A 19,967-nucleotide genomic window follows, 5' to 3' on the forward strand; every position below is an offset into this window, starting at 1 on the left:
TCATGTTCCCTCTATTTTTCACATATAAAGAGAAGTAGGGGAGGGATAGGCATGTCCTGGAAAACCGCCGTTTACGATTACGTACACGCGAAAAACCGCGCCGAAACGGAAGGAAATATCGAGCCGCTGCGCGCCGCGCTGGCGGATCCGATTTTTCTGAGCGAGATGTCGCGCATACTTTCCGCCGCCAAAAGAAAGGCCGAAGAACGCGGCGTGAGGCCGATCGAGCAGCAGACGAGGCTGCGCATCCTGGCGTCGCGGGTACTGCCGTCAGGCGCCGCCGCCGACCTGGAACTGCGCCGGATGTTCTCGTATGAGCTAAAAGGCCAGCGGCATACGGAGGAGCGCGTCGAACGCGAGCGGGTGACCGTAAAGCCGCGCGGCGACGGGCGCTGGAGCGTGACGCAGGTCGAGCGGCTGCAGGCGCCGGACAGCTACGACCGCCCGATCCCCGGAGCTATGCACCATTACGCCCGCCCCGAGCTGGCCGGATATGGCGCGTCTGTTCCTTATCTCAACAGTAGTATACTCAATCCTAACGAAAGCTCTCCGCGCCGCGTCATTTATAACCGGGCAGCGGCCGTTCAATACGCGGAAACGTGGTGGAACGGCGCGAACCCTCAATATATCCAATTCGAGGTCGACTGTACCAGTTTTGTATCCCAATGCCTCTATGCAGGCGGGCTTCCCATGGACTATACTGGGAAAAGGGAATCGGGCTGGTGGTACCGCGGCCGCGTGCACGGCCAGGAGCTGTGGAGCTATAGCTGGGCAGTTGCCAACTCCTTGATGCGGTATTTGCTGAACAGCGGACGGGCAAGGCAGGTGCGAAGCCCTTGGGAGCTTCAGCTCGGCGATGTGATTTGCTACGATTGGGACGGCGATGGCACGTATCAGCATAATACGATCGTAACGGGGATGGACATTACAGGCGCCCCGCTCGTTAACGCACATACGTACAACGCCCGAAGCAGGAACTGGGCTTACTACGATTCGCCGGCTTGGTCCGAGCGCACCACGTACGTTTTTCTTCGGATTGCCGACCAGATCTGACCCTACAGCGAAGTCCGCCTCGCCGGCGGACAACTTGACGAAGAAAACCTGGAGGTACTTATGACTCGGAAAATCAAAGTCGGTCTCATTTACGGGGGCAAATCGGGTGAGCACGACGTTTCGCTGTCTACCGCTCTGGCCGTCACGAAAGCGTTGGACTTCAATAAATACGAGGTTGTTCCTTTTTATATAACAAAGCAGGGGGAGTGGCGCTCCGGTCTCGCACTGAAAGGTCCGGTGCAAGCGAAGGAGCAGCTGGCCTTTGGCGTGGAATCGGAGCGGCGTGACAGCGCCGGGCCGAGTGCGCTGCAGCCGCTGTTCAGCGGGCTGCGCGCAAGCGGCGAGACGGCGGTCGTCTCCGCCGCCGGGGCGGCTCCCGAGGCGCCGCTGGACGTCGTATTCCCGCTGCTGCACGGCACGTTCGGGGAAGACGGCACGGTGCAGGGGCTGCTCGAGATCGCGGGCATTCCTTATGTCGGGGCGGGAGTGCTGGCGTCAGCCGTTGGCATGGACAAAGTGATGATGAAGAAGGTGTTCGCGCAAGCCGGGCTGCCGCAGGTCGTTTATCGCCATTTTACGAAGAAGCAGTGGGAGAAAGAACAGGACGAACACATTATGGAAATCGAAATGTCCGTCGGCTACCCGTGCTTCGTCAAACCGGCCAACCTCGCTCCAGCGTCGGCATCTCCAAAGCGAGCAATCGCGTCGAGCTGCTGCGTGCGGTCGCCGAGGCGTTCCAGTATGACCGCAAGGTCATCGTCGAGGAAGGCGTGGACGCGCGCGAGGTGGAAGTGGCCGTGCTCGGCAACGACGAGCCTGAGGCGTCGGTTGCCGGCGAGATCGTATCTTCGAATGAATTTTACGATTACAAAGCAAAATATATCGATGGCAAATCCGTCATGGTCATCCCAGCGGAGCTGCCGCAAGAGCTGTCGGACGAAATCCGCGAACTGGCGCTGCGGGCTTTCCAGGCGGTGGACGGCAGCGGTTTGGCGCGCGTCGATTTCTTCCTGCGCAGGGCCGACAACAAGGTGCTTATCAATGAGATCAATACGATGCCGGGCTTTACGCCGTTCAGCATGTACCCGCTGCTGTGGAAGGAAAGCGGCAAGACGTACGGCGAGCTGCTGGACGAACTGATCCGGCTGGCGCTGGAACGGCATGCGGAGAAGCAAAATATCCGGTATACTTTTGACGTGGAGTAATTTGGCGCGGGAGGTATGCGGGCATGGGGTTTCAGACCGAATTCAATTCCGTTTGCAAATTGGGAAGCGAGCAAGAAGCGTACGAACTGCTGGAATACGGCCGCGGCAAAATGGTGAAGGCCGGCTTCCGCGTCTACCCGACCGGACAAAAAGTGATCGCCTATTCGCCCGGAAACGAGGCGTTTGCGATCGTGAAAATCGTGGCGTCGATCGCCGAAATCAATTTTCAAGGCGAAGAAGTGACGCAGGTGGAGATGGAGCTCGTCCGCCGGCTGACGGATGAAGAGGCGCGGGTGCAAACGGCGCTTGCGCGCGAGATGTTTTTCGGACTGCAATGAGGGGAGCCGTTTCCGACCGCTAGCGCGGTTGGAGGCGGCTTTTTTGTGCAGATGCACGGGGGGCGGCGAATCGAGAGTGCGGAAGCGTGGTTAAGGCGTGGGTGGCTTTGGGCGGGAGTTTGCTTTTTGCTGTATCGTGTGCGGTCGCTACTGTTGGTGGGCGGCTGAGGGGAAGAGCGCCGAAAGTCGCTAAATAGGGATTCTGGTGACGCTGTTGGTGGCCGGCTAGAGGGAACAACGTCTAAAGTCGCTAAATTGAGAATCTGGTGACGTTCGTTGGTAGGCGGCTGAGGGGTTAGCCGTCGAAAGTCGCTAAATAGAGAAGTCAAGGCGACGTTGTTGGTGGGGCGGCTAAAGTCGCTAAATAGAGAATCTGGTGACGCTGTTGGTGGCGGCTAAGGGGAAGAGCGCCGAAAGTCGCTAAATAAGAGAATCAGGCGACGTTGTTGGTGGGCGGCTAAAGGGAACAGCGTCTAAAGTCGCTAAATAGAGAATCAGGTGACGCTGTTGGTGGCGGCTAAGGGCAACAGCGCCGAAAGCCGATAAATAGAGATTCTGGTGACGCTGTTGGTGGCCGGCTAGAGGGAACAACGTCAAAAGTCGCTAATTAATGAATCTGGCGACGCTGTTGTGGCAACTAAAATGAGAATATAGCGAAGCAGAGACTGCGCCGACTCTATCAACGACGATTGTTCGCTCGATAGGGAACAACAGGTCGCAAGACGACGTTTGCGAATTTTACGCTCCTAATAGCGCAACAAGAGACACAAATTAGCGACTTCGAGGCTTATTGCGCCCCACACCTCCGGGGCGAGAAGGCCTTGACCTCGGTGTTAGACGACATTTGGCCTCCGGAATACGCAACAGCAGCCGCAAGCAATGGGCGGCAATGCGGGGGCGGCCATTTTGCTTGACACAGGAACGTAAGCGAAATGGGTAAAGTGAGGGCAGCCATTATTAGCGACTTCGAGGCTTATTGCGCCCCACACCTCCGGGGCGAGAAGGCCTTGACCACGGTGCTAGACGACATTTGGCCTCCGGAATACGCAACAGAAGCCGCAAGCAATCGGCGGCAATGCGGGGGCGGCCATTTTGTTTGACACAGGAACGTAAGCGAAATGGGCAAAGTGAGGGCAGCCATTTTGCGTGATGCCGGAAACGTAAGCGCTGGCACGACACACTCCGATTCGCAGTTTTCCAACGCACGCGAATCCCGGGCGCGCGTTGCGACGCTCCATGATGGCAATCGAACCCCCACGTTTCGACGGGATTCCCCCCTTGCCAACTTCGGAAAAATCAGGTAACTTGGGGGAAGGGCGCGGACAAGCGCCACAGGCACCGCTGTGGAAAGGGGTTCTTCTCCATATGAGCAACTTACTGACCGGTAAAAACATTCTCGTGATGGGCGTCGCCAACGAGCGCAGCATCGCATGGGCGATCGCGCAGTCGTGCGCTGCGCAAGGCGCTCGGTTAGCTTTTACGTACGAAAGCGAGCGGGTCGAGGAGCGGGTTCGCAAGCTGGCCGATACGATTCCCGGCTCCGTTGTCCTCCCGTGCAACGTCACCGTCGATGCGGAAATCGATACGTTAGCCGAAGCGCTTAAGGAGCACTTCGGCGTTCTGCACGGCTATGCGCACAGCATTGCCTTCGCCAAAGGCGAAGAACTGGAAGGCCTGTTCGTCGATACGTCGCGCGACGGCTTTGCGCTGGCGAACGACATTAGCGCTTATTCGCTTGTAGCGGTAGCCAAACGCATTTACCCGCTCATGACTGAAGGCGGCAGCATCATGACCATGACGTACCTCGGCTCGCAGCGTGCAATGAAAAACTACAACGTTATGGGCGTGGCGAAGGCGGCACTGGAAGCGAGCGTCCGCTACTTGGCCGCCGATCTCGGCCAGTACAACATTCGCGTGAACGGGGTGTCGGCAGGACCGATCCGGACGCTCGCGGCCAAAGGAATCAAGGACTTCAACTCGATTTTGAGGCAGGTCGAGGAGAAGGCGCCGCTGCGGCGCACGACCGACACCGCCGAAGTCGGCGATACGGCGATGTTCCTGCTCAGTCCGCTCTCCCGCGGCATCACCGGCGAGTTCGTTTACGTTGACGGCGGATATCATATTATCGGGGTCTAAGCATCGTTCCTGGAAAAAGAAGCCTGGCGGAAGCCGGGCTTTTTCATTTCCTTTGCCAAGGCGACCAAATGGAGCTTAAGTTTACGGAATACGGATGGACAGCGGAGGAGATACGGAAATACGCTATCATCGATATAAACCATTCGTTCGATATGAAGCTCGACTCCTCCGGCGCACCGCCGTCTATCGCGTTACCCATGCCCCTGCGCGCAGCGCGGGGCTTTTCGCTCTACCTCGACGCTTTTGAATGTGGTACAATGCGGGAATGAGAGCGTCTATATCCGCAGCGTTGCAACCGAATCTCGAGGGCTGCGTATAACATTAAGGCCCAGGCGTTGAGCTGGAGGTGTAACGGCGAGCAATGTGCCGGGCATCCCGCAGCCAGCGAAACGCCTATGTGCCGAGTTTGGGATAGGGGAAGAGTGAAGCTATGACGAATGGAGAGAAAGAGCCTTTCTCCGTCGGGAGCAAGGGCTTTACAGCAGTAGCCGTCAACACGGCCGCGAAAGCGGGACAATGGATCAAAAGCAAGCTGGGCGATTTCACTAAAATCAGCCATAAATATACGCCCCAGGATTTGGTGACGGAAGTCGACAAAGGCGCGGAGACGATGATCCGCAATTTGATCTTGACGTATTTTCCGGACCATTCGATTCTCGGCGAGGAGGGAGTCGAACCCGGTCCGGCCGCTTCCGCGCAAGCGCTGGCGAAGATGAAAGACGAGGAGTATTTATGGATCGTGGATCCGCTCGACGGAACGACCAATTTCGTGCACGGCTTCCCGTTCTATTGCGTATCTATCGCGCTTGCGCATCGCGGCGAAGTCATCGTCGGCGTCGTCTACGATCCGTCCCGCGACGAGCTGTTCGTGGCGGAGAAGGGCAAAGGGGCTTATGTCCATGGCAAGCCGATGCGCGTATCCGAGGAAGAGCGTTTGATGGACAGCTTGCTCGCGACCGGCTTTCCGGCCGATCGCAACGGCGCTTTGCCGGTCAATCTCGCGGGCGTCAGGCGCTTGTGCCGAAGGCACGCAACGTGCGCGTCGCCGGCTCGGCGGCGCTCCATCTCGCCTACGTCGCGGCCGGCCGTCTCAGCGGGTTCTGGGAGATCGGTCTCAACTCATGGGACATTGCGGCCGGGGCACTGCTGGTCAAAGAGTCGGGCGGAGTTGTGACCGACACCGAAGGTGCGCCATACACGCTGGACGTCCGTCACGTGCTCGCTTCGAACGGCCGCATTCACCGCGAGCTCCAGCAAGCTTTGGCCCAAGCCGGAGCGGTGCGGATATAATACCGTGCTGCAAAACGCCATCGACCGCTGAAAGCGAGCGGCCGATGGCGTTTTTTCGCTGATGCAAACTTCCTGCAGCCTTGCGAAGACTCGCAGTTGCACGAAAAGCAATTGCAGTGGCAGATTCACGAGAAGTCGGCGGTGAAAGCTCCTCCAATTGCTTTTACTCGCGAACGCTGCACACAAAAAATGTTGGCAGAGGTCACTATTGCTCCGTCAGCACAAGAGTATCGCCGCTAACCGTAGCTTCGAGACCGAGCTGGGAAAGGTTGACGTAGATGGCGCCATCATACGTAAACGCGCCGGACCCTTTCGAATACGCCGTACCGGTCGGAACCCGGGTAACCGTCTGGCCGTCGAGGCTGAGTTCCACAAGAGGCTCTCGCCAACTGACCGTATAGAAGCTGCTTAATGTGATGAGGGAAACGTACTGCGCCCCGTTAACCTGGATGATGTCGAATTTTCCGCTGCTTTTCTTTAGCTTTTCGCCGTCGCGGCTGAGGATAACGGTCGAGATGGCTTTGTAGCCGGCTTTGATGTCCCCTGGAGCCTGAGCTGCGGGCGGAGTGGCCGGTGCGGCGGGCGATGGCTGCGGCTGAGGGGCGGGCGCCTCTTTTTTCTTGAGGGCAATGCCCAGATCGGCATCGAACGAAACGTCGTAGCCGGTCGCCTCGCCAAAGGCCCGAACCGGCAAATAAGAAGTGCCGTCGACCACGATTGCCGGAGCGTCGAGCGGCTTACCGTCGATTTGGATCGGGAACGCTCCTTGGATCGTTTTGCCTACGAGCGACACGACGTCTGCCGCATGGGCGGATGCCGCCGTAGCGATGAGAAAACCGGCAATACCGCCGGTGATGTACCGTTTCAATGCTCCCGCACCTTTCCTGGTTGAATGATGACGATTCCTATGTGTGCATGGACGAAGCTAGCCGTCGCTATGTTGCACTCTGCTCCTGTATTCCTTGGGCGACATGCCGAGCCTGGCCCGGAACGTGCGGTGAAAATACGAATAGCTGTGGAAGCCGGACTGTTCGGCCGCCTGCTCCAGAGTTGCGGCGTCGAACCGGATTCGTTCGCAGGCGACGGCCAGCCTGACGTCGATCGCGTAGTCCATAATGGACTGCCCGAACGTTTCCTTGAACAGATGAACGGTGCGGGATACGCTCAGCCCTGCATGAGCGGCGATCCGCTGCAAAGTAAGCGGCTCGGTAGCGTGGCTCTCGACAAAAGCGCGGATGCGGTAGGCGGTGTACGATTTTGCATCGGGTGCCTGCGCGCCGCCTTCCTGCACGAGCCTGTCCAAGGAAAGGCAAAGAATGCGCACGAGGTAGTCGGCGATAGCCGAAGAGCCGTCGCGCAGCTTTCTGTTTTCGGCGATAATGTGACGCCATACGGCGAGCATGGTATCGTCCAGCGGGATGTGTGCCTGATCCGGCACGAGCTTGCGCTGCCACCAATCGTCCATCCACGATCCGCAGCAGAACAAGTAATAGTCCGTGCTTGAGGCGGTACCGTCGTCCGAGGACGGCTCGATGCGCAGCTCGTAGGGCTCGCCGGGGCGGTACAGGAGAAGGTCGCCCGGCAAGATCGGACACATTCGGCCGTTCTTTAGGGCCAAGCTGCGCCCATCGGTCTGCAGACGAAGCAAGTAATCGGTCAAACCTTGGCGCATGTTGGCGGTAAAGGGCTTGCCGTGAGTGGAGCGGCCGGCGTGAAGCACGGTACAAGTCAGTGAAGCGTTGCCTTCGGTCTGCATCGGGAACCCCTTTGCTCGGAAATTTAGCCAGATCGGACATGTTTATAGCGAGATCGTTCATTGCTATTATAGAGAAAATAAGCCATACTGAATAGCGGAATATCCAAAAGTAATCGGAAGCGGAAGGTGATACCAATTGGCTAAAATGGGAATCGCACTGCAGCTTTATACGCTTCGCGACGTAACGGCCAGCGATTTTGCCGGTACGCTGCGCCGGGTGGCGGAGCTCGGGTATGAAGGCGTCGAATTTGCCGGATACGGCGCTTGGCGCCGGAAGAAATGAAGGCGCTGCTCGCCGAGTTGAACTTGAAGGCCGTCGGCAGCCACGTCGGATTGGCCCGCCTGAAGGACAACCTCGATGAAGAAATCGCGATGAACGTAGCTATCGGCAGCAAATACGTCGTTTGCCCTTGGCTGTCTGAAACGGACCGGAGAGAGCCGGAGCTTCAGAACACGCTGCAGCTGTTTAACGAAGTGGCGGCCAAGCTGGCGCAGCACGGCATTCAATTCGGCTATCATAACCATGCGTTCGAGCTGCAGGAAAAAGTCGGCGACCGCTGGCTGTTCGATGAAATTTTCGCCCAGACGCCGGCCGAGCAAGTGAAAGTGGAGATGGACGTATGCTGGGTGACCGTTGCCGGCCAAGATCCGGTCGCGTACATCGACAAATACGCCGGCCGTCTGCCGCTCATCCATTTGAAGGACATCCGCAAGGAAGCGGACGGCAAAGTGCTGACCGTGGAGCTCGGCCAAGGCGACGTCAACCTTCCGGCGGTCATCGAAGCAGCCGGCAAAGCGGGCGTCGAGTGGATGATCGTGGAGCAGGACGTCTGCCAAAATCCGCCGCTGGAAAGCGTCGCCAACAGCATGGCTTGGCTGAAAGCGAATTATCTGTAATCATGCGAGCCGCGGAAAAAAATCGCGTCCGCCCCCAAGTGGGGCGGGCGCGATTTTTTTGGGGGGGAATTCGGATTTGTGGCGGATTCGGAGATACAGATCAGGTTAAATGGCATAAACATTGCTCTGATTGCAAACATTACTAACTAAGCTTTAATTTTGGTCATTAGGAGCAACATAATGGCTATATTAATAGGGACTGTTGTTACTTGGATGGCGGTGACGTTTTTTTCAATCATTCCCAAAAAAATTCCGCCATTTGAAACGATCTTTCTCTTTTGTGTCAATACGATATTTGAACTCAGTATTTTCTCAATTTTGCACCTTAACCTCAAATTTATCGTAGTTGAACCGGGAATTGGGAACGGCATCGCGGATTTAATGTTACGGCTTATCGAGCTCCCTTTATTGTTAGTCGCATCGTCCAACATTTTACTGTACTCCAACAAAGTAAAATGGTGCTGGGTGGCATTGATCATCCTGTTTACTTTGCTTGTTCAACAAACATTGGAATGGATGGACATTATAACCTTTCAGCGTTGGAACATAATGTATACGGGCATCTATATGTGCGTGAACGTAGCGTTCTCAAGCATGATGACTTGGGTTATTACATCTTTAGACAAAAAGGAAACGGCATAAACATGATCGTTTACGATACTCGTTTTAACGCCAATGAATGGTTCGTCATCGTTGGATTCTGTATCGGTTATGGGATGTTGTTCTTACTGCCGAGGCGATTTTCCTATAAAATCACTTTGCTGTTTATCATTTGCGGAATATACAGCGGCTTCTTTTATGATCACTCGCTAAGCGTGGAGCCGAAAGATTTTTATGACGTGAACGATACATCGCTATATCAGCCTTGGGACTTCCTTTCCTACTTGATGTATGGCCCGTTGAGCTATTTGTTTTTTTACATTTGGGATTGCGTGCGGTTTAAATTTCGTTTTGCTCCGCTGTACATCTTTGCATGGGGATTAGTGGCCGTCGCATTTGAAAAATTCGCGATCGTGTGCCACGTATTTCATTATAAAAACGGGTATCGATTAGCGTATTCTTTTCCCATTTATTTATTGACTTATAGTATTTGGAGCGCGCTGTACTATTATTTTAAAGTTAGACAAGCCAATGCAAAAGCATGAACAAAGGAGATGTGTGTGCATGAACGATCCGGATGTAAGGCCGGAGGCCGAGGACGGCGGCAACGTGCCGAGCCGCGAGGCGCTGCTGAAGGCGTACGACGCCGAGGAAGCTGACGCGATCATCAGCCAGGAGCAAAAATTGGGCAGGAACGATGCTGGGGACGAGGCTTCGGCAGACCCGAAGGCGGTAGCGGACGCCATAGCGGCTGTGGTCACGTTCACGAACGGCCCGTGAAGCCGCGCCATCCATGAAAAAGCTAGCCGAACGGCTGCGAGAGCAGCGTTCCGGCTAGCTTTTTGCATGTGGTGCTTCACGATCTTGCGAAGGCGCTCCGTAACTTTTTACTATGACCCCACGTTTATATCAACGGAGAGGAGATGACGATGGCGATGAGAAAGAAATGGGCTGGCTATACGGTCGCTTTTTCATTATGCATGAGCCTGTTGGCGCCTGCAGGACAAAGTCGAGCCGCAGATGTGAGCGTGAGGGTTACGCTGCCGGATTTTGCGGTGAACCTGAACGGTCATACGGTGGAAAATCAATACCGCGAATACCCGCTGCTGGTTTATCGCGATATCACCTATTTTCCTATGACGTGGTACGATACCAGAATGCTCGGTTTGGAGGCGACTTGGTCGCCGGACGACGGTTTGAACATTAAGCAAAGCCGTGTGACCTCCACGTACGTGCCATACAAATCCGAGCGACGTAACGCGGCCGCCTACGCAGCGGAGGTTCCCGCATCGGCCGTCACAATCAACGGCAAGGCGATCGACAATACAAAAGAAGAATATCCGTTGCTAAGCTTCCGGGATGTCACCTATTTCCCGTTGACATGGCGCTTCGCGCACGACGAATTCGGATGGGATTACCGGTGGAGCGATACCGGCGGCCTAAGCATCACGTCCCATAACCCGCAGCTGCAAACGGCCCCGCTTCCTGCATACGCCGGCGAGAACGATGTCGCCCTGTTCAAGGGGTATTATTATTTCGTCGAGACGACGGACACGACGAACCATGTATATCGGGCTCCCGTACGGAAGCCGTCCGACAAGGAAGAGATTTATTCTTATAACTTCTACAGCACAGATATGCTGCCAAAGGTAGTATCCTTTCAAATCCGCGACAACACGCTGTGGTTTAAATATCATCTCGGGGGAGGGTTTGTAGGTAGCGACTATTTCGTGAAAATCGGCGACGATGGAAAGGCGGAACTATTGCGCCATGGATATCTCAATTTCCGTGATACGCCTTACGGTACGTTGATCGTCCTTCAAGGCGCTTCGGCGTTCGAAGGCGGCAACTTGTATTTGTCGCCACCGGGGCAGGATGATGCGAACCGCAAGCGTGTAGGCGACCCGAAATTGATGTACGCCGTTAAGTACGACGGCACCTGGTCGTTAGGACCCAACGACGAAGTTTCCTACACCGCCATCGTCGGAGACGATGTGTACATACTCGCTTCACGCAGCGACTCCGACGCAAATAAGATTTATAAAATCAACCTTAAAACGAATAAGACCGAGAAAATCGTGGACTCGAGCGTCAGCCGGTTTCGGATGCTCGATAACAAACTATACTATGTAAAAGACGAGGACAACGCACTATATTCGTCCGCGCTGGACGGTACGGACGAAATAAAACTGTCCGACCATGCAGTGTCATGGTTTGACAGCATCGACGGCAACGTATTTTACACAACCAAGAAGGAAGGGAACCGATTCGAGCTGTACCAGGCCGATCCGAACAGGGAAGACCCGCTCGTATGGACAACGCCGGTGGCCAGCGTGCAAGTGGCGAACGATCGGCTCGTCTGCCGGTTTGGCGAAAACGATGACTACGGCGTCGTACTGCTGGACGGTTCAGGCCGCCTGCTGCTGAGCGTGGCGGATCCGATCTCGCACGTACTGACGTCCGACGAGGGGATTTTACTCGAATCCGCCCGAGATTCCTCGGTCGAATTCATTCGTTGAACGAAAACGGAACAGCGCAAGCAACCGGCAGGCGTTGCGGGGCAAGAACAGGCCGGTAAGCAGGGGAGTTTGCCTGTTGATCCCAAATCATAATGTGGTCAAGTAAGCAAAAAACGGAGGCATTTGCCTCCGGTTTTTTGCTTACTGTTTTTGCTTACTGTTTTTGCTTACTGTTTTTGCTTACTGTTTTTGCTTACTGTTTTTGCTTACTGTTTTTGCTTATTCCGTTGCCACCGACTGATCGGCTTGCAGGCCGACCGGCGCGATGCGCACAAAATGCTTGTCGAGATCTGCGAGCAGCACGTCGATCTTGGCCGCTTCCGCCGCTTGGCCGGCGTTAGCCAGCTCATCGCGGTAAGCGCCGAGAAGCTCGTTCAAATCTTTGCGGCTTTGCTGGCCGATCGTTTCGATTTTGACCTTTGCGCCCTTGGCGATGCGGCGTTCGATCGCCGCCTGGTCGAGACCGAGTTCCGGCACGAGGCGCTGGTACACGACGCCGCCTGTCATGCCGGCGCAAATCCACGGACCCGGGTCGCCGAGGACGACGGCGCGGCCGTTCGTCATGTACTCGAAGGCGAAGCCTTTCAGGTTGGCGCGGCTGGCGATCGAGCCGAGCTCGTCGCGCACCGGTGTCGTAATCTCGCCGCCGAACACGACGTCGGCGCCCGAGAAGCGGATGCATGCTCGGGAATCGGCGCCGCCCTGAATCAGGAACAGGCCTTTCTGCGCGCCGTAGCCGAACGATTTGCCGACGTTACCGTTAATGAACGTGCCGTTTTTGCCCGGCGCTTTGAGAATGGCGACTTTGCCGCCTAGCGACATTTTGCCGACGCCGTCTTCGGCACCGCCGTGCACCGTAATGTCCACGCCGCGGGCGTTGAACGCCGCCAGGCCGTTGCCCGGGACGGAGCCGTCCGTCAGCTTCAGCTGCACTTTCGGCAGCTTGTCGTACGAGCCGTCGAAACGGTCGCGGACGCGGTGGCTTGAATAGCGCGAGCCGAGGATGCGCGTTTCGGCGGTGATGCCGGACCAGCTGTGCTGGATCGGCTCGTTCCACGAAACGGTGTCCGGGAAGTGCTGCTGGCCTTCGGCGCCAGCCGCGATGCGGATGTCGCTGGAAGCGACGGCCGCTTCTTCGGCAGCTTCCTTGATGCCGAGGAACTGCAGCGGAGCCGGACGGAGCAGGTCGGACAAGTCGATGCGCTCTTGCTTGCTGATTTGCTGCAGCAGGTCGGAGCGCCCGACAAGGTCTTGCCCGTTCTTGAAGCCGAGCTGGGCGACGATGTCGCGCACTTCCTCGCCGATGCCGCCGAACAGGCGGACGAGCGATTCGACCGCCGTTTCGTACACGCGGGGAACGAAGCGGCGCAAGCCTTTCTCTTCGGCTTCTTCCATCGAATCGATCTGCGTCGCGATGCCGACGTGGCACGTGTCGAGATGGCAGCCGCGGCAAGTCGTACAGCCGATCGACTGCATCGCGATCGAGCCGAAGCCGCAGCGGTTGGCGCCGAGCATCATCATTTTGACGACGTCGGCACCGGATTTCAGGCCGCCGTCGGACCACAGCTCGACCCGGTGGCGCAGGCCGGCTTCGATCAAAGCGACGTGCGCCAGCTTCGTGCCGATCTCGGTCGGGAGGCCAACGTGCGTCAGCGAATGGATGCGCGCCGCGCCCGTGCCGCCGTCGAAGCCGGACAACGTGATGACGTCCGCACCCGCTTTGGCGACGCCGACGGCGATCGTGCCGATGCCGGGAACGACCGGAACTTTGACGATGATTTTGGCTTTGCGCCCGCTTGCTTCCTTCAGCTCGGAAATCAGCTGGGCCAAGTCCTCGATCGAATAAATGTCATGGTTGTTCGAAGGCGAAATCAGGTCGGAGCCGATCGTCGCGTTCCGCGCGGCGGCGATTTTCGCCGTCACCTTCGAGCCTGGCAGATGGCCGCCTTCGCCCGGCTTCGCGCCTTGGCCGATTTTGATCTCGAGGAAAGCGACGGCGTTAGCCAGCTCGACGTTGACGCCGAAGCGGCCGGAAGCGACTTGCGCGCCGCGCGTCCGCTTGTAGCGGCCGAGCATGTCTTTGATTTCGCCGCCTTCGCCGTTCATCGTCACCATGTTCAGCCGCTCGCCGGCTTCCGCATAGGCGCGGAACGCCGTTTCGTTCTGCGAGCCGAACGACATCGAGGAGATGAGCAGCGGCAAGTCGTGATCGCCGACGCTGATGTCGACTTGCGACGGATCGAGCGGCTTGCGGCCTTCCGCATGCGCCTTCTCGAAGTTGAAGCCGGCTACGTGGCGGATCGAAATCGGGTTGCGCTGCTCTTCTTCGCGCAGCTTGTCGCGGTAGTCGGCGTAAGGCGCAGCGCCGGAAGCGGCGTCGCCGAGCGCTTTCCACATCCGGTTGAAGAAGCGGAAGTTTTTGGCGGCTTTCGCTTTCGGGTTGCTGAAGTCCTGATAACGGGCTTCCGCATCTTGCTCCAGTTGGGCAAAGCCGGTGCCGGCTTGTTCGCTGCCTAAATAGTTTACGATATCAAGCATTTCCGTCACTTCCGGCTTCAGGCCGATCGACGAGAAAAAGCGGGTGTAGCCGCGCAGCTCGTGCGTACCGATCGTGGAAATGACTTTTTCCAGACCTTTGGACAGAGCGCCGTACACTTTGCGTGCCGCGGGCGCGCCTTCCTTGTCGGCAGCCGTAGCGAACAGCAGGTACGGCGAAACGACGTCGGCGCCAAGGCCGCAGGCGACGGCAATGTCATGCAGGCTGCGGACGGCGGCCGAGCGCAGCACGATGGAAGCGTGGCGGCGCAAGTTGTCGCCGAGGCCGAGCTTTTCGGCGCGCAGCGCGATGTCGATGGCGGAAACCGCCAGGTGCGGGTCGATCCACAGCCGCTCGTTCCGATGCGCGGCGGAGTCGTCCAGCACGAGCAGGTGAGCGCCGCCGCGAACGGCGTTGGCCGCGTCTGCAGCCAGCTGCTCCAGCGCCGCTTTCAGCGAGGAGCCGCGGGCGAATGTGGCCGACAGCGTGACGACGCCATGCGGCTGGAACTGGGCGAGAAGCTGCTCCAGCGACGGCTGGCCGATATGCTCTTCGCTGTCCGCGCCGTTCGGGCCTTCCAGCACCATCGGGTTCAGCAGCTCGAGGCGATACGTGTCGTTAGCGCCGTAAATGGTCGGGCGGCGGCCGACGACGACGCGGGTGGAGAAGTGCTCCATCTCGCGGTCGCGGTCGATGGCCGGGTTCGTGACGACGGCGACGGACTCTTTGATGAAGTCCGGAATGTTTTGCCGTTCCCAGTTAATGGCGGCGTGCGGAGCGTCGTGGCCGAGCGAGCGGATCGGCTCCGCGCCGGTTTCGGCCATCGTCTCGATCATCGCGATGCCGTCGCGGTCCCAGCCGAATGCGCTGTAAATCGGATCGGTCGGAGTGACCGCTTCATTGGCGCCCGCGGCGATGCCCGTTTTAGCCGGGGACAAATGCTTGTTCAAGCCGCCGAAATCGACGCGCTGCTTGGCGCGCTCAAGCACGAGTGCCTGCACGGACGTGTACGGGATGACCTGCACGTGCTCGCCGGCCGTCAGCACGACGCCGATTTTTTCTCCGGGCGCGATCGGCTTCGGATCGGCGACCATGTCGCCCGTCGTAATGATGCCCTGCTCCGAAGAGAAATAAAGCGAAGTTTCGCTTTCAACCATCCACAGCGGGCGAAGGCCGAGCGCATCGACCGCGAAAATGCACTCGTTGCCGTAGCGGGACACGATGCCCGCCGGCCCTTGCGCATAATGGCCCCAGATTTGCCGGTAGTAAACGTACAAATCTTGCAGCTCCTTGGAGAACTGCTTCATCTCGTTATGAATCGGCGGGAACACGAGCTCCATCGCTTCGAACAGGCTCATGCCGAAACGGTGAATGAACGTCTCGATCGTGCGGTTCATATCCTGGGAATCGGAGCCCCCGTCAACGAGCGGCACGCCGATCATTTCGGCTTCGTAGCGCATTTTCTTAACGGTGTTGATTTCGCCGTTATGGCCGAGCAGCGAGAAAGGCTGCACGCGGAAGAAGCTGGACAGCGTGTTCGTCGAATAACGGTTGTGGCCGATCGTCACTTGCGCCGCAAACAGCGGGTCGCGGGTATCGTTGAAATATTTCGGCAAAATGCTGGCCGCGCCCATCACTTTATAAGCGGCGACCGTGTTGCTCAGCGTTGCGACATGCACGTTGTACTTGGCTTCAATCGCGATGTGCAGCTCGAAAAGGTGATCGGCGACGTTCGCGCCCGGCTTTTCGCACAATGCGGCGATTTGCCAAAACACCGGCTCGTCGTTTTTGCCGTTCGGGCCCAGTACGGAGCTGTCTACTTGGTTTTCCTGCTCGAGAACGATCGTCACGCCGTGCTGCGCGAACAGATCGCGGATGCCCTTTTGCATGTCGGGTGCGGAAATGTCCAGCTTGCGCGGAACAAAAATGTGCGCGATCGAGAAGTTCGGCGCATAAGCCAGCTTGCCGTCCAGACCGGCGTCCGTCAGCTTCTTCTCCCACAGGGCGCGCGGAATGTCGGTAAGAATGCCGCAGCCGTCTCCTTCACCCTGAATAAAGCCGGAGCGGTGCTCCATTTTCACGAGTGCGTCGATCGTCTTCTGAATGTTGTCGCGGGAAGGCTTGCCGTTCTTCTCGATGATGCAAATAATGCCGCAGCTGTCGTGCTCCACTTCCAACAGGTTCTGGAAGCGGCCTTCGTTAATCATCCATCTTTCCATAGCGTATCGGTCAGCTGCCTGACCGTCACCTCCAGTTTGTAAGAAGTCGGGGGGTTCGTGCTGAATGAAAATAAACGTCATTGAATAAAAATGCAATTCGAAAGGAGATGTGTGTGTTTTCTGAATTTAATAGATAGAGTGGGTAATGTGCGCGATAAGTTAGATGTTGGTGTTATTGGTTTGTTGGTTTTGTAAATGTGGTTTGTGTGTGTGTTGGTTTTGGTTTATAGGGTTATAGGTATAGGTAAAAGTATTCTAAGGATAGCATGAAAAGCCTGGCACGACAATACGGCGGAGGCTGGAAAACCGAATGTAAGCGCTGCCGTTTTTGTATAAAGGTTGAATAAACGTGCGATTTGGCGGCAGTGGAGGGAAAATAGGATACGAACGAAATTGTAGTTAATGCTGATGAATATTCGGATTGGGAACGATAGGGAGAGTATTTAAGGGTATAACTTTACTAAATAAAGTTTATGTGATAAAGTATCGCGATGAGAGGAGGAAGAAGCGATGACAACGGTATTCATCACAGGAGCTACCGGTTACATAGGATCGGCCATCGCCCGGGCGTTCATTGCTGCCGGGTATACGGTTAAAGGCTTGGCCAGAAGCGAAGCGGCCAGGGAGCGTCTCTTGGACAGCGGCGTTCAGCCGGTGAGCGGGAGCATGGCCGACATCAGCTTGCTCAGAGGCGAGGCGGCCGCATCCGATGGAGTGATTCATGCCGCCGTATCACACGGTGCGGACAGCGAAGCGCTCGACAAAATGTCGGTGGAGGACATGCTTGCGGGACTTACGGGCAGCGGCAAGCCGTTTATCTATTCGAACGGGACGCTCGTATACAACGATACGCGGGATCGAATTCTGGACGAGGACGACCCACTCGATCCGATCGCACCGCTGCGTTGGAGGGCCGAACAAGAATCCGTCGTTCTGGATGCGTCCGCCGCGGGGTTCGTTCCATCGTTCTGAGGCCTGCCCTCGTTTACGGCAGAGGGGGCGGCATAATGAAAGGCGCAGTCGATGGCGCCCTTGCGCGAGGTACCGCGTCGTACGTTGGAGACGGCGAGAATGCGTGGTCCACGGTGCACGTGGACGATTTGGCGGAGCTGTACAGACTAGCTTTCGAGAAAGCGAGCCCGGGATCGCTGTTCAACGGTTCCTCCCAAGAAGCTGTCACAAGCAAGGCAGCTCGCGGAGGCGATCGCCGGTTTGATCGGGGCGCCGGACCGGGTCGTCTCCATCCCGAAGGAACATGCCCTAAGTGCATTGGGCGTCATGGGGTGGGCGATGAGCATCAGCCAGCGGACGTCCGGGCGGAAGGCGATGCGCCTGCTGGGCTGGCAGCCGCGCAGACGGACGCTGCTGCAGGATTTGGCGCAGGGGGACTATTAGAGGCGATAGCATCGGCCGCTGCAGTTACTGTGGGGGCAATTGCGGAGGCATGTTGGGCGAACTCGGCTATTTGCAAGTGCCGTAAGAGCAATTGCAGCATCGTCCACCGCCGCGTAGATGCGAAAATGCGGCTGCAGTTGCTCTTAGTGCAATTACGGAAGCGAGTTGGGTGGATCTGGCCGCTGCAAGTGCTGTAGGAGCAACTGGAGAAGCGTCAGGCGCTGCATTGGTGCAATATGGCTGCAGTTGCTTTAAGGAGGCTGTCGGTTAATCGCGGATATTGATAATCAGAACAGTCCGAGATAGAAAACGCGAACCAAGCCCAATGCAAAACTTTTGCATCTTACATCGCCTTTTTTGCTGAAATCGTAGTTATGAAATGCACAATTTGCAATTGACGTCACTTGCATACAATGAATCGACAGCCTCTTAAGTGCAATTGCGGAGGCATGCAGGAGCATTCGGCTGCTGCAAGTGCTCGTAGGAGCAATTGGATAGCGGCCTGGATCCGGCAAAATCGACGATCCAGGTCATAAATCTCATTTCATCCCCGTTCAAACTAACGTGCGCATCATCGAAACAAGCCTCCAACGCCACTATTTACCGTGGGTTGGGAGGCTTGTTTTGGCAATACGGAGGGTCTGCCCAATTTATAGCTGGCCGAACGCCCGGTCGGCCGCTTCGATCGTATAGGCGACATCTTCGTCCGTATGGGCGAGCGTCAAGAACCACGCCTCATATTTCGAAGGGGCGAGGCATATGCCTTGATCGAGCATAAGCCGGAAAAAGCGCGCGAACATGTCGCCGTCCGTGTCCTGCGCTTCGTCGTAATTGGTCACCGGATGATCGCAGAAGTGTGTCGAAAACGCTCCGCCGATGCGGTTCACCGTCAGCGCGACGCCGCGGCTCCGCGCGGCAGCGGCGATGCCGTCGGCGAGCGCGGCCCCGAGGCGCTCGAGCTCGGCATAGACGCCAGGCTGACGCAGCACTTCCAGGCAAGCGATGCCGGCGCGGATCGAGGCCGGATTGCCGGCCATCGTGCCGGCCTGGTACGCAGGCCCGAGCGGCGCAACCTGCTCCATAATGTCGCGGCGGCCGCCGTAAGCTCCGATCGGCAGTCCGCCGCCGATAATTTTGCCCAGCGCCGTAAGATCCGGTTCCACTGCGGCGAAATCGCGCGCACCGGCGCTGGCGGCCGCCCCGTCCGCCTGCGGCAAGCCGGAATACGTCTGGGCTGCGCCGTAATGGAAACGGAACGCCGTGATCACCTCGTCGTAGATGACGAGGGCCCCGTGCTTCCGCGTCACGGCGCACAGCGCCTCGAGGAAGCCTGGCTTCGGCATGACCATGCCGAAATTGCCGACGATCGGCTCGACCATAACGGCGGCGACATTGTCGCCCCAGCGCTGCATCGCTTCTTCAAGCGCAGCGATGTCACCAAACGGGACGGTGATGACTTCCTGCGCGATGCTGCCGGGGACGCCGGCGCTGTCCGGCACGCCGAGCGTCGACGGGCCCGAGCCGGCGGCGACGAGCACGAGGTCGGAGTGGCCGTGGTAGCAGCCGGCGAATTTGATGATTTTGCTGCGGCCGGTGTAGGCGCGGGCGACGCGGATCGTCGTCATGACGGCTTCCGTGCCGGAATTGACGAAGCGCACCTTGTCCAGCGACGGAATCGCTTCTTTAATCATGCGCGCGAACGCGATTTCATGCTCCGTCGGCGTGCCGTACAACGTGCCGTCGCGGGCCGCTTCGACGATCGCTGCCGTCACATGCGGATGGGCATGGCCTGTAATGATCGGCCCGTAAGCCGCCAAATAATCGATATAGCGATTGCCGTCTTCGTCCCAGAAATAAGCGCCGTGCGCTTTCTTCATAAATACCGGGGCTCCGCCGCCGACCGCCTTGAACGAGCGGGACGGGCTGTTGACGCCTCCGACGATATGCTGCAGCGCTTCTTTGTATAGCTCTTCCGAACGGCTTCGGTTCATCGTCATCGCTCCTCGAAATACTCGATATAAAA

13 protein-coding genes and 4 pseudogenes are annotated in these 19,967 nt (G+C 57.5%); 13 read left to right on the forward strand and 4 right to left on the reverse strand.

Annotated features, from left to right (window positions below; translation table 11 throughout):
- The first annotated feature begins 51 nt into the window (after positions 1-51).
- From SD70_RS18580 to SD70_RS18605, 5 genes and pseudogenes are all read left to right on the forward strand, one after another.
- Positions 52-1,053: an amidase domain-containing protein gene (locus tag SD70_RS18580; RefSeq protein ID WP_041049023.1), complete on the forward strand. Its 1,002-nt coding sequence runs from the start codon at positions 52-54 to the stop codon at positions 1,051-1,053.
- A gap of 60 nt (positions 1,054-1,113) precedes the next feature.
- Positions 1,114-2,258 (forward strand): annotated as a pseudogene (locus tag SD70_RS39315) (D-alanine--D-alanine ligase).
- A gap of 23 nt (positions 2,259-2,281) precedes the next feature.
- On the forward strand, positions 2,282-2,596 hold the full coding sequence (locus SD70_RS18590; RefSeq protein ID WP_041049024.1) for a hypothetical protein: 315 nt from the start codon (positions 2,282-2,284) through the stop codon (positions 2,594-2,596).
- A 1,365-nt stretch (positions 2,597-3,961) separates the two neighbouring features.
- Positions 3,962-4,732 carry an enoyl-ACP reductase FabI gene (gene fabI, locus SD70_RS18595; RefSeq protein ID WP_041049025.1) on the forward strand — a complete coding sequence of 257 codons (771 nt, stop codon included), beginning with the start codon at positions 3,962-3,964 and terminating at the stop codon, positions 4,730-4,732.
- A gap of 430 nt (positions 4,733-5,162) precedes the next feature.
- Positions 5,163-6,022, forward strand: a pseudogene (locus SD70_RS18605) (inositol monophosphatase family protein).
- Positions 6,023-6,227: 205 nt separating this feature from the next.
- Here SD70_RS18605 and SD70_RS18610 read toward each other — a convergent pair.
- Together SD70_RS18610 and SD70_RS18615 are read right to left on the reverse strand one after the other, a co-directional pair.
- Positions 6,228-6,890 carry a hypothetical protein gene (locus SD70_RS18610; protein WP_041049027.1) on the reverse strand — a complete coding sequence of 221 codons (663 nt, stop codon included), beginning with the start codon at positions 6,888-6,890 and terminating at the stop codon, positions 6,228-6,230.
- A 57-nt stretch (positions 6,891-6,947) separates the two neighbouring features.
- Positions 6,948-7,778, reverse strand: coding sequence for an AraC family transcriptional regulator (locus SD70_RS18615; protein WP_041049028.1), 831 nt, complete (start codon positions 7,776-7,778; stop codon positions 6,948-6,950).
- A 136-nt stretch (positions 7,779-7,914) separates the two neighbouring features.
- On the opposite strand from SD70_RS18615, the pseudogene SD70_RS18620 reads away from it, so the two are divergent.
- The 5 genes and pseudogenes from SD70_RS18620 (at position 7,915) to SD70_RS18640 (ending at position 11,794) form a co-directional block, all read left to right on the forward strand.
- Positions 7,915-8,675: pseudogene (locus SD70_RS18620) on the forward strand (sugar phosphate isomerase/epimerase family protein).
- Positions 8,676-8,855: 180 nt separating this feature from the next.
- Positions 8,856-9,317, forward strand: coding sequence for a hypothetical protein (locus SD70_RS37040; protein WP_041049029.1), 462 nt, complete (start codon positions 8,856-8,858; stop codon positions 9,315-9,317).
- Between the two features lie 2 nt (positions 9,318-9,319).
- The gene (locus SD70_RS18630; protein WP_041049030.1) at positions 9,320-9,820 is read left to right on the forward strand and encodes a hypothetical protein; all 501 of its coding nucleotides are present in this window, start codon (positions 9,320-9,322) and stop codon (positions 9,818-9,820) included.
- A gap of 19 nt (positions 9,821-9,839) precedes the next feature.
- On the forward strand, positions 9,840-10,055 hold the full coding sequence (locus SD70_RS18635) for a hypothetical protein (RefSeq protein ID WP_041049031.1): 216 nt from the start codon (positions 9,840-9,842) through the stop codon (positions 10,053-10,055).
- Between the two features lie 155 nt (positions 10,056-10,210).
- Positions 10,211-11,794, forward strand: coding sequence for a DUF5050 domain-containing protein (locus tag SD70_RS18640; protein ID WP_041049055.1), 1,584 nt, complete (start codon positions 10,211-10,213; stop codon positions 11,792-11,794).
- A 219-nt stretch (positions 11,795-12,013) separates the two neighbouring features.
- Here the strand turns inward: SD70_RS18640 and SD70_RS18645 are convergent, their stop codons facing one another.
- Entirely contained in the window at positions 12,014-16,549 is a 4,536-nt protein-coding gene (locus SD70_RS18645; protein WP_041049032.1) for a glutamate synthase-related protein, read from the reverse strand.
- A 510-nt stretch (positions 16,550-17,059) separates the two neighbouring features.
- On the opposite strand from SD70_RS18645, the gene SD70_RS35005 reads away from it, so the two are divergent.
- The 3 genes and pseudogenes from SD70_RS35005 to SD70_RS36175 all read left to right on the forward strand — a co-directional run bounded on the left by SD70_RS35005 (position 17,060) and on the right by SD70_RS36175 (position 17,944).
- Entirely contained in the window at positions 17,060-17,521 is a 462-nt protein-coding gene (locus SD70_RS35005; RefSeq protein ID WP_082053479.1) for an NAD-dependent epimerase/dehydratase family protein, read from the forward strand.
- Between the two features lie 35 nt (positions 17,522-17,556).
- Positions 17,557-17,628 (forward strand): annotated as a pseudogene (locus tag SD70_RS40435) (hypothetical protein); the annotation flags it as partial.
- A 133-nt stretch (positions 17,629-17,761) separates the two neighbouring features.
- Positions 17,762-17,944 (forward strand): hypothetical protein, encoded by a 183-nt coding sequence (locus tag SD70_RS36175; RefSeq protein ID WP_156158093.1) that lies wholly within the window; start codon positions 17,762-17,764, stop codon positions 17,942-17,944.
- Positions 17,945-18,594: 650 nt separating this feature from the next.
- Here SD70_RS36175 and SD70_RS18655 read toward each other — a convergent pair.
- On the reverse strand, positions 18,595-19,941 hold the full coding sequence (locus tag SD70_RS18655; protein ID WP_041049033.1) for a glutamate-1-semialdehyde 2,1-aminomutase: 1,347 nt from the start codon (positions 19,939-19,941) through the stop codon (positions 18,595-18,597).
- Positions 19,942-19,967: the final 26 nt, after the last annotated feature.

Source organism: Gordoniibacillus kamchatkensis, from assembly GCF_000829455.1.
In the GTDB taxonomy this organism is placed as follows: domain Bacteria; phylum Bacillota; class Bacilli; order Paenibacillales; family NBRC-103111; genus Gordoniibacillus; species Gordoniibacillus kamchatkensis.

Coding starts and splice junctions, on each gene's coding strand:
- SD70_RS18580 (WP_041049023.1), top strand. CDS start 52: ATGTCCTGGAAAACCGCCGTTTACGATTACGTACACGCGAAAAACCGC.
- SD70_RS18590 (WP_041049024.1), top strand. CDS start 2,282: ATGGGGTTTCAGACCGAATTCAATTCCGTTTGCAAATTGGGAAGCGAG.
- fabI (WP_041049025.1), top strand. CDS start 3,962: ATGAGCAACTTACTGACCGGTAAAAACATTCTCGTGATGGGCGTCGCC.
- SD70_RS18615 (WP_041049028.1), bottom strand. CDS start 7,778: ATGCAGACCGAAGGCAACGCTTCACTGACTTGTACCGTGCTTCACGCC.
- SD70_RS37040 (WP_041049029.1), top strand. CDS start 8,856: ATGGCTATATTAATAGGGACTGTTGTTACTTGGATGGCGGTGACGTTT.
- SD70_RS18630 (WP_041049030.1), top strand. CDS start 9,320: ATGATCGTTTACGATACTCGTTTTAACGCCAATGAATGGTTCGTCATC.
- SD70_RS18635 (WP_041049031.1), top strand. CDS start 9,840: ATGAACGATCCGGATGTAAGGCCGGAGGCCGAGGACGGCGGCAACGTG.
- SD70_RS18640 (WP_041049055.1), top strand. CDS start 10,211: ATGAGAAAGAAATGGGCTGGCTATACGGTCGCTTTTTCATTATGCATG.
- SD70_RS18645 (WP_041049032.1), bottom strand. CDS start 16,549: ATGGAAAGATGGATGATTAACGAAGGCCGCTTCCAGAACCTGTTGGAA.
- SD70_RS35005 (WP_082053479.1), top strand. CDS start 17,060: ATGACAACGGTATTCATCACAGGAGCTACCGGTTACATAGGATCGGCC.
- SD70_RS18655 (WP_041049033.1), bottom strand. CDS start 19,941: ATGACGATGAACCGAAGCCGTTCGGAAGAGCTATACAAAGAAGCGCTG.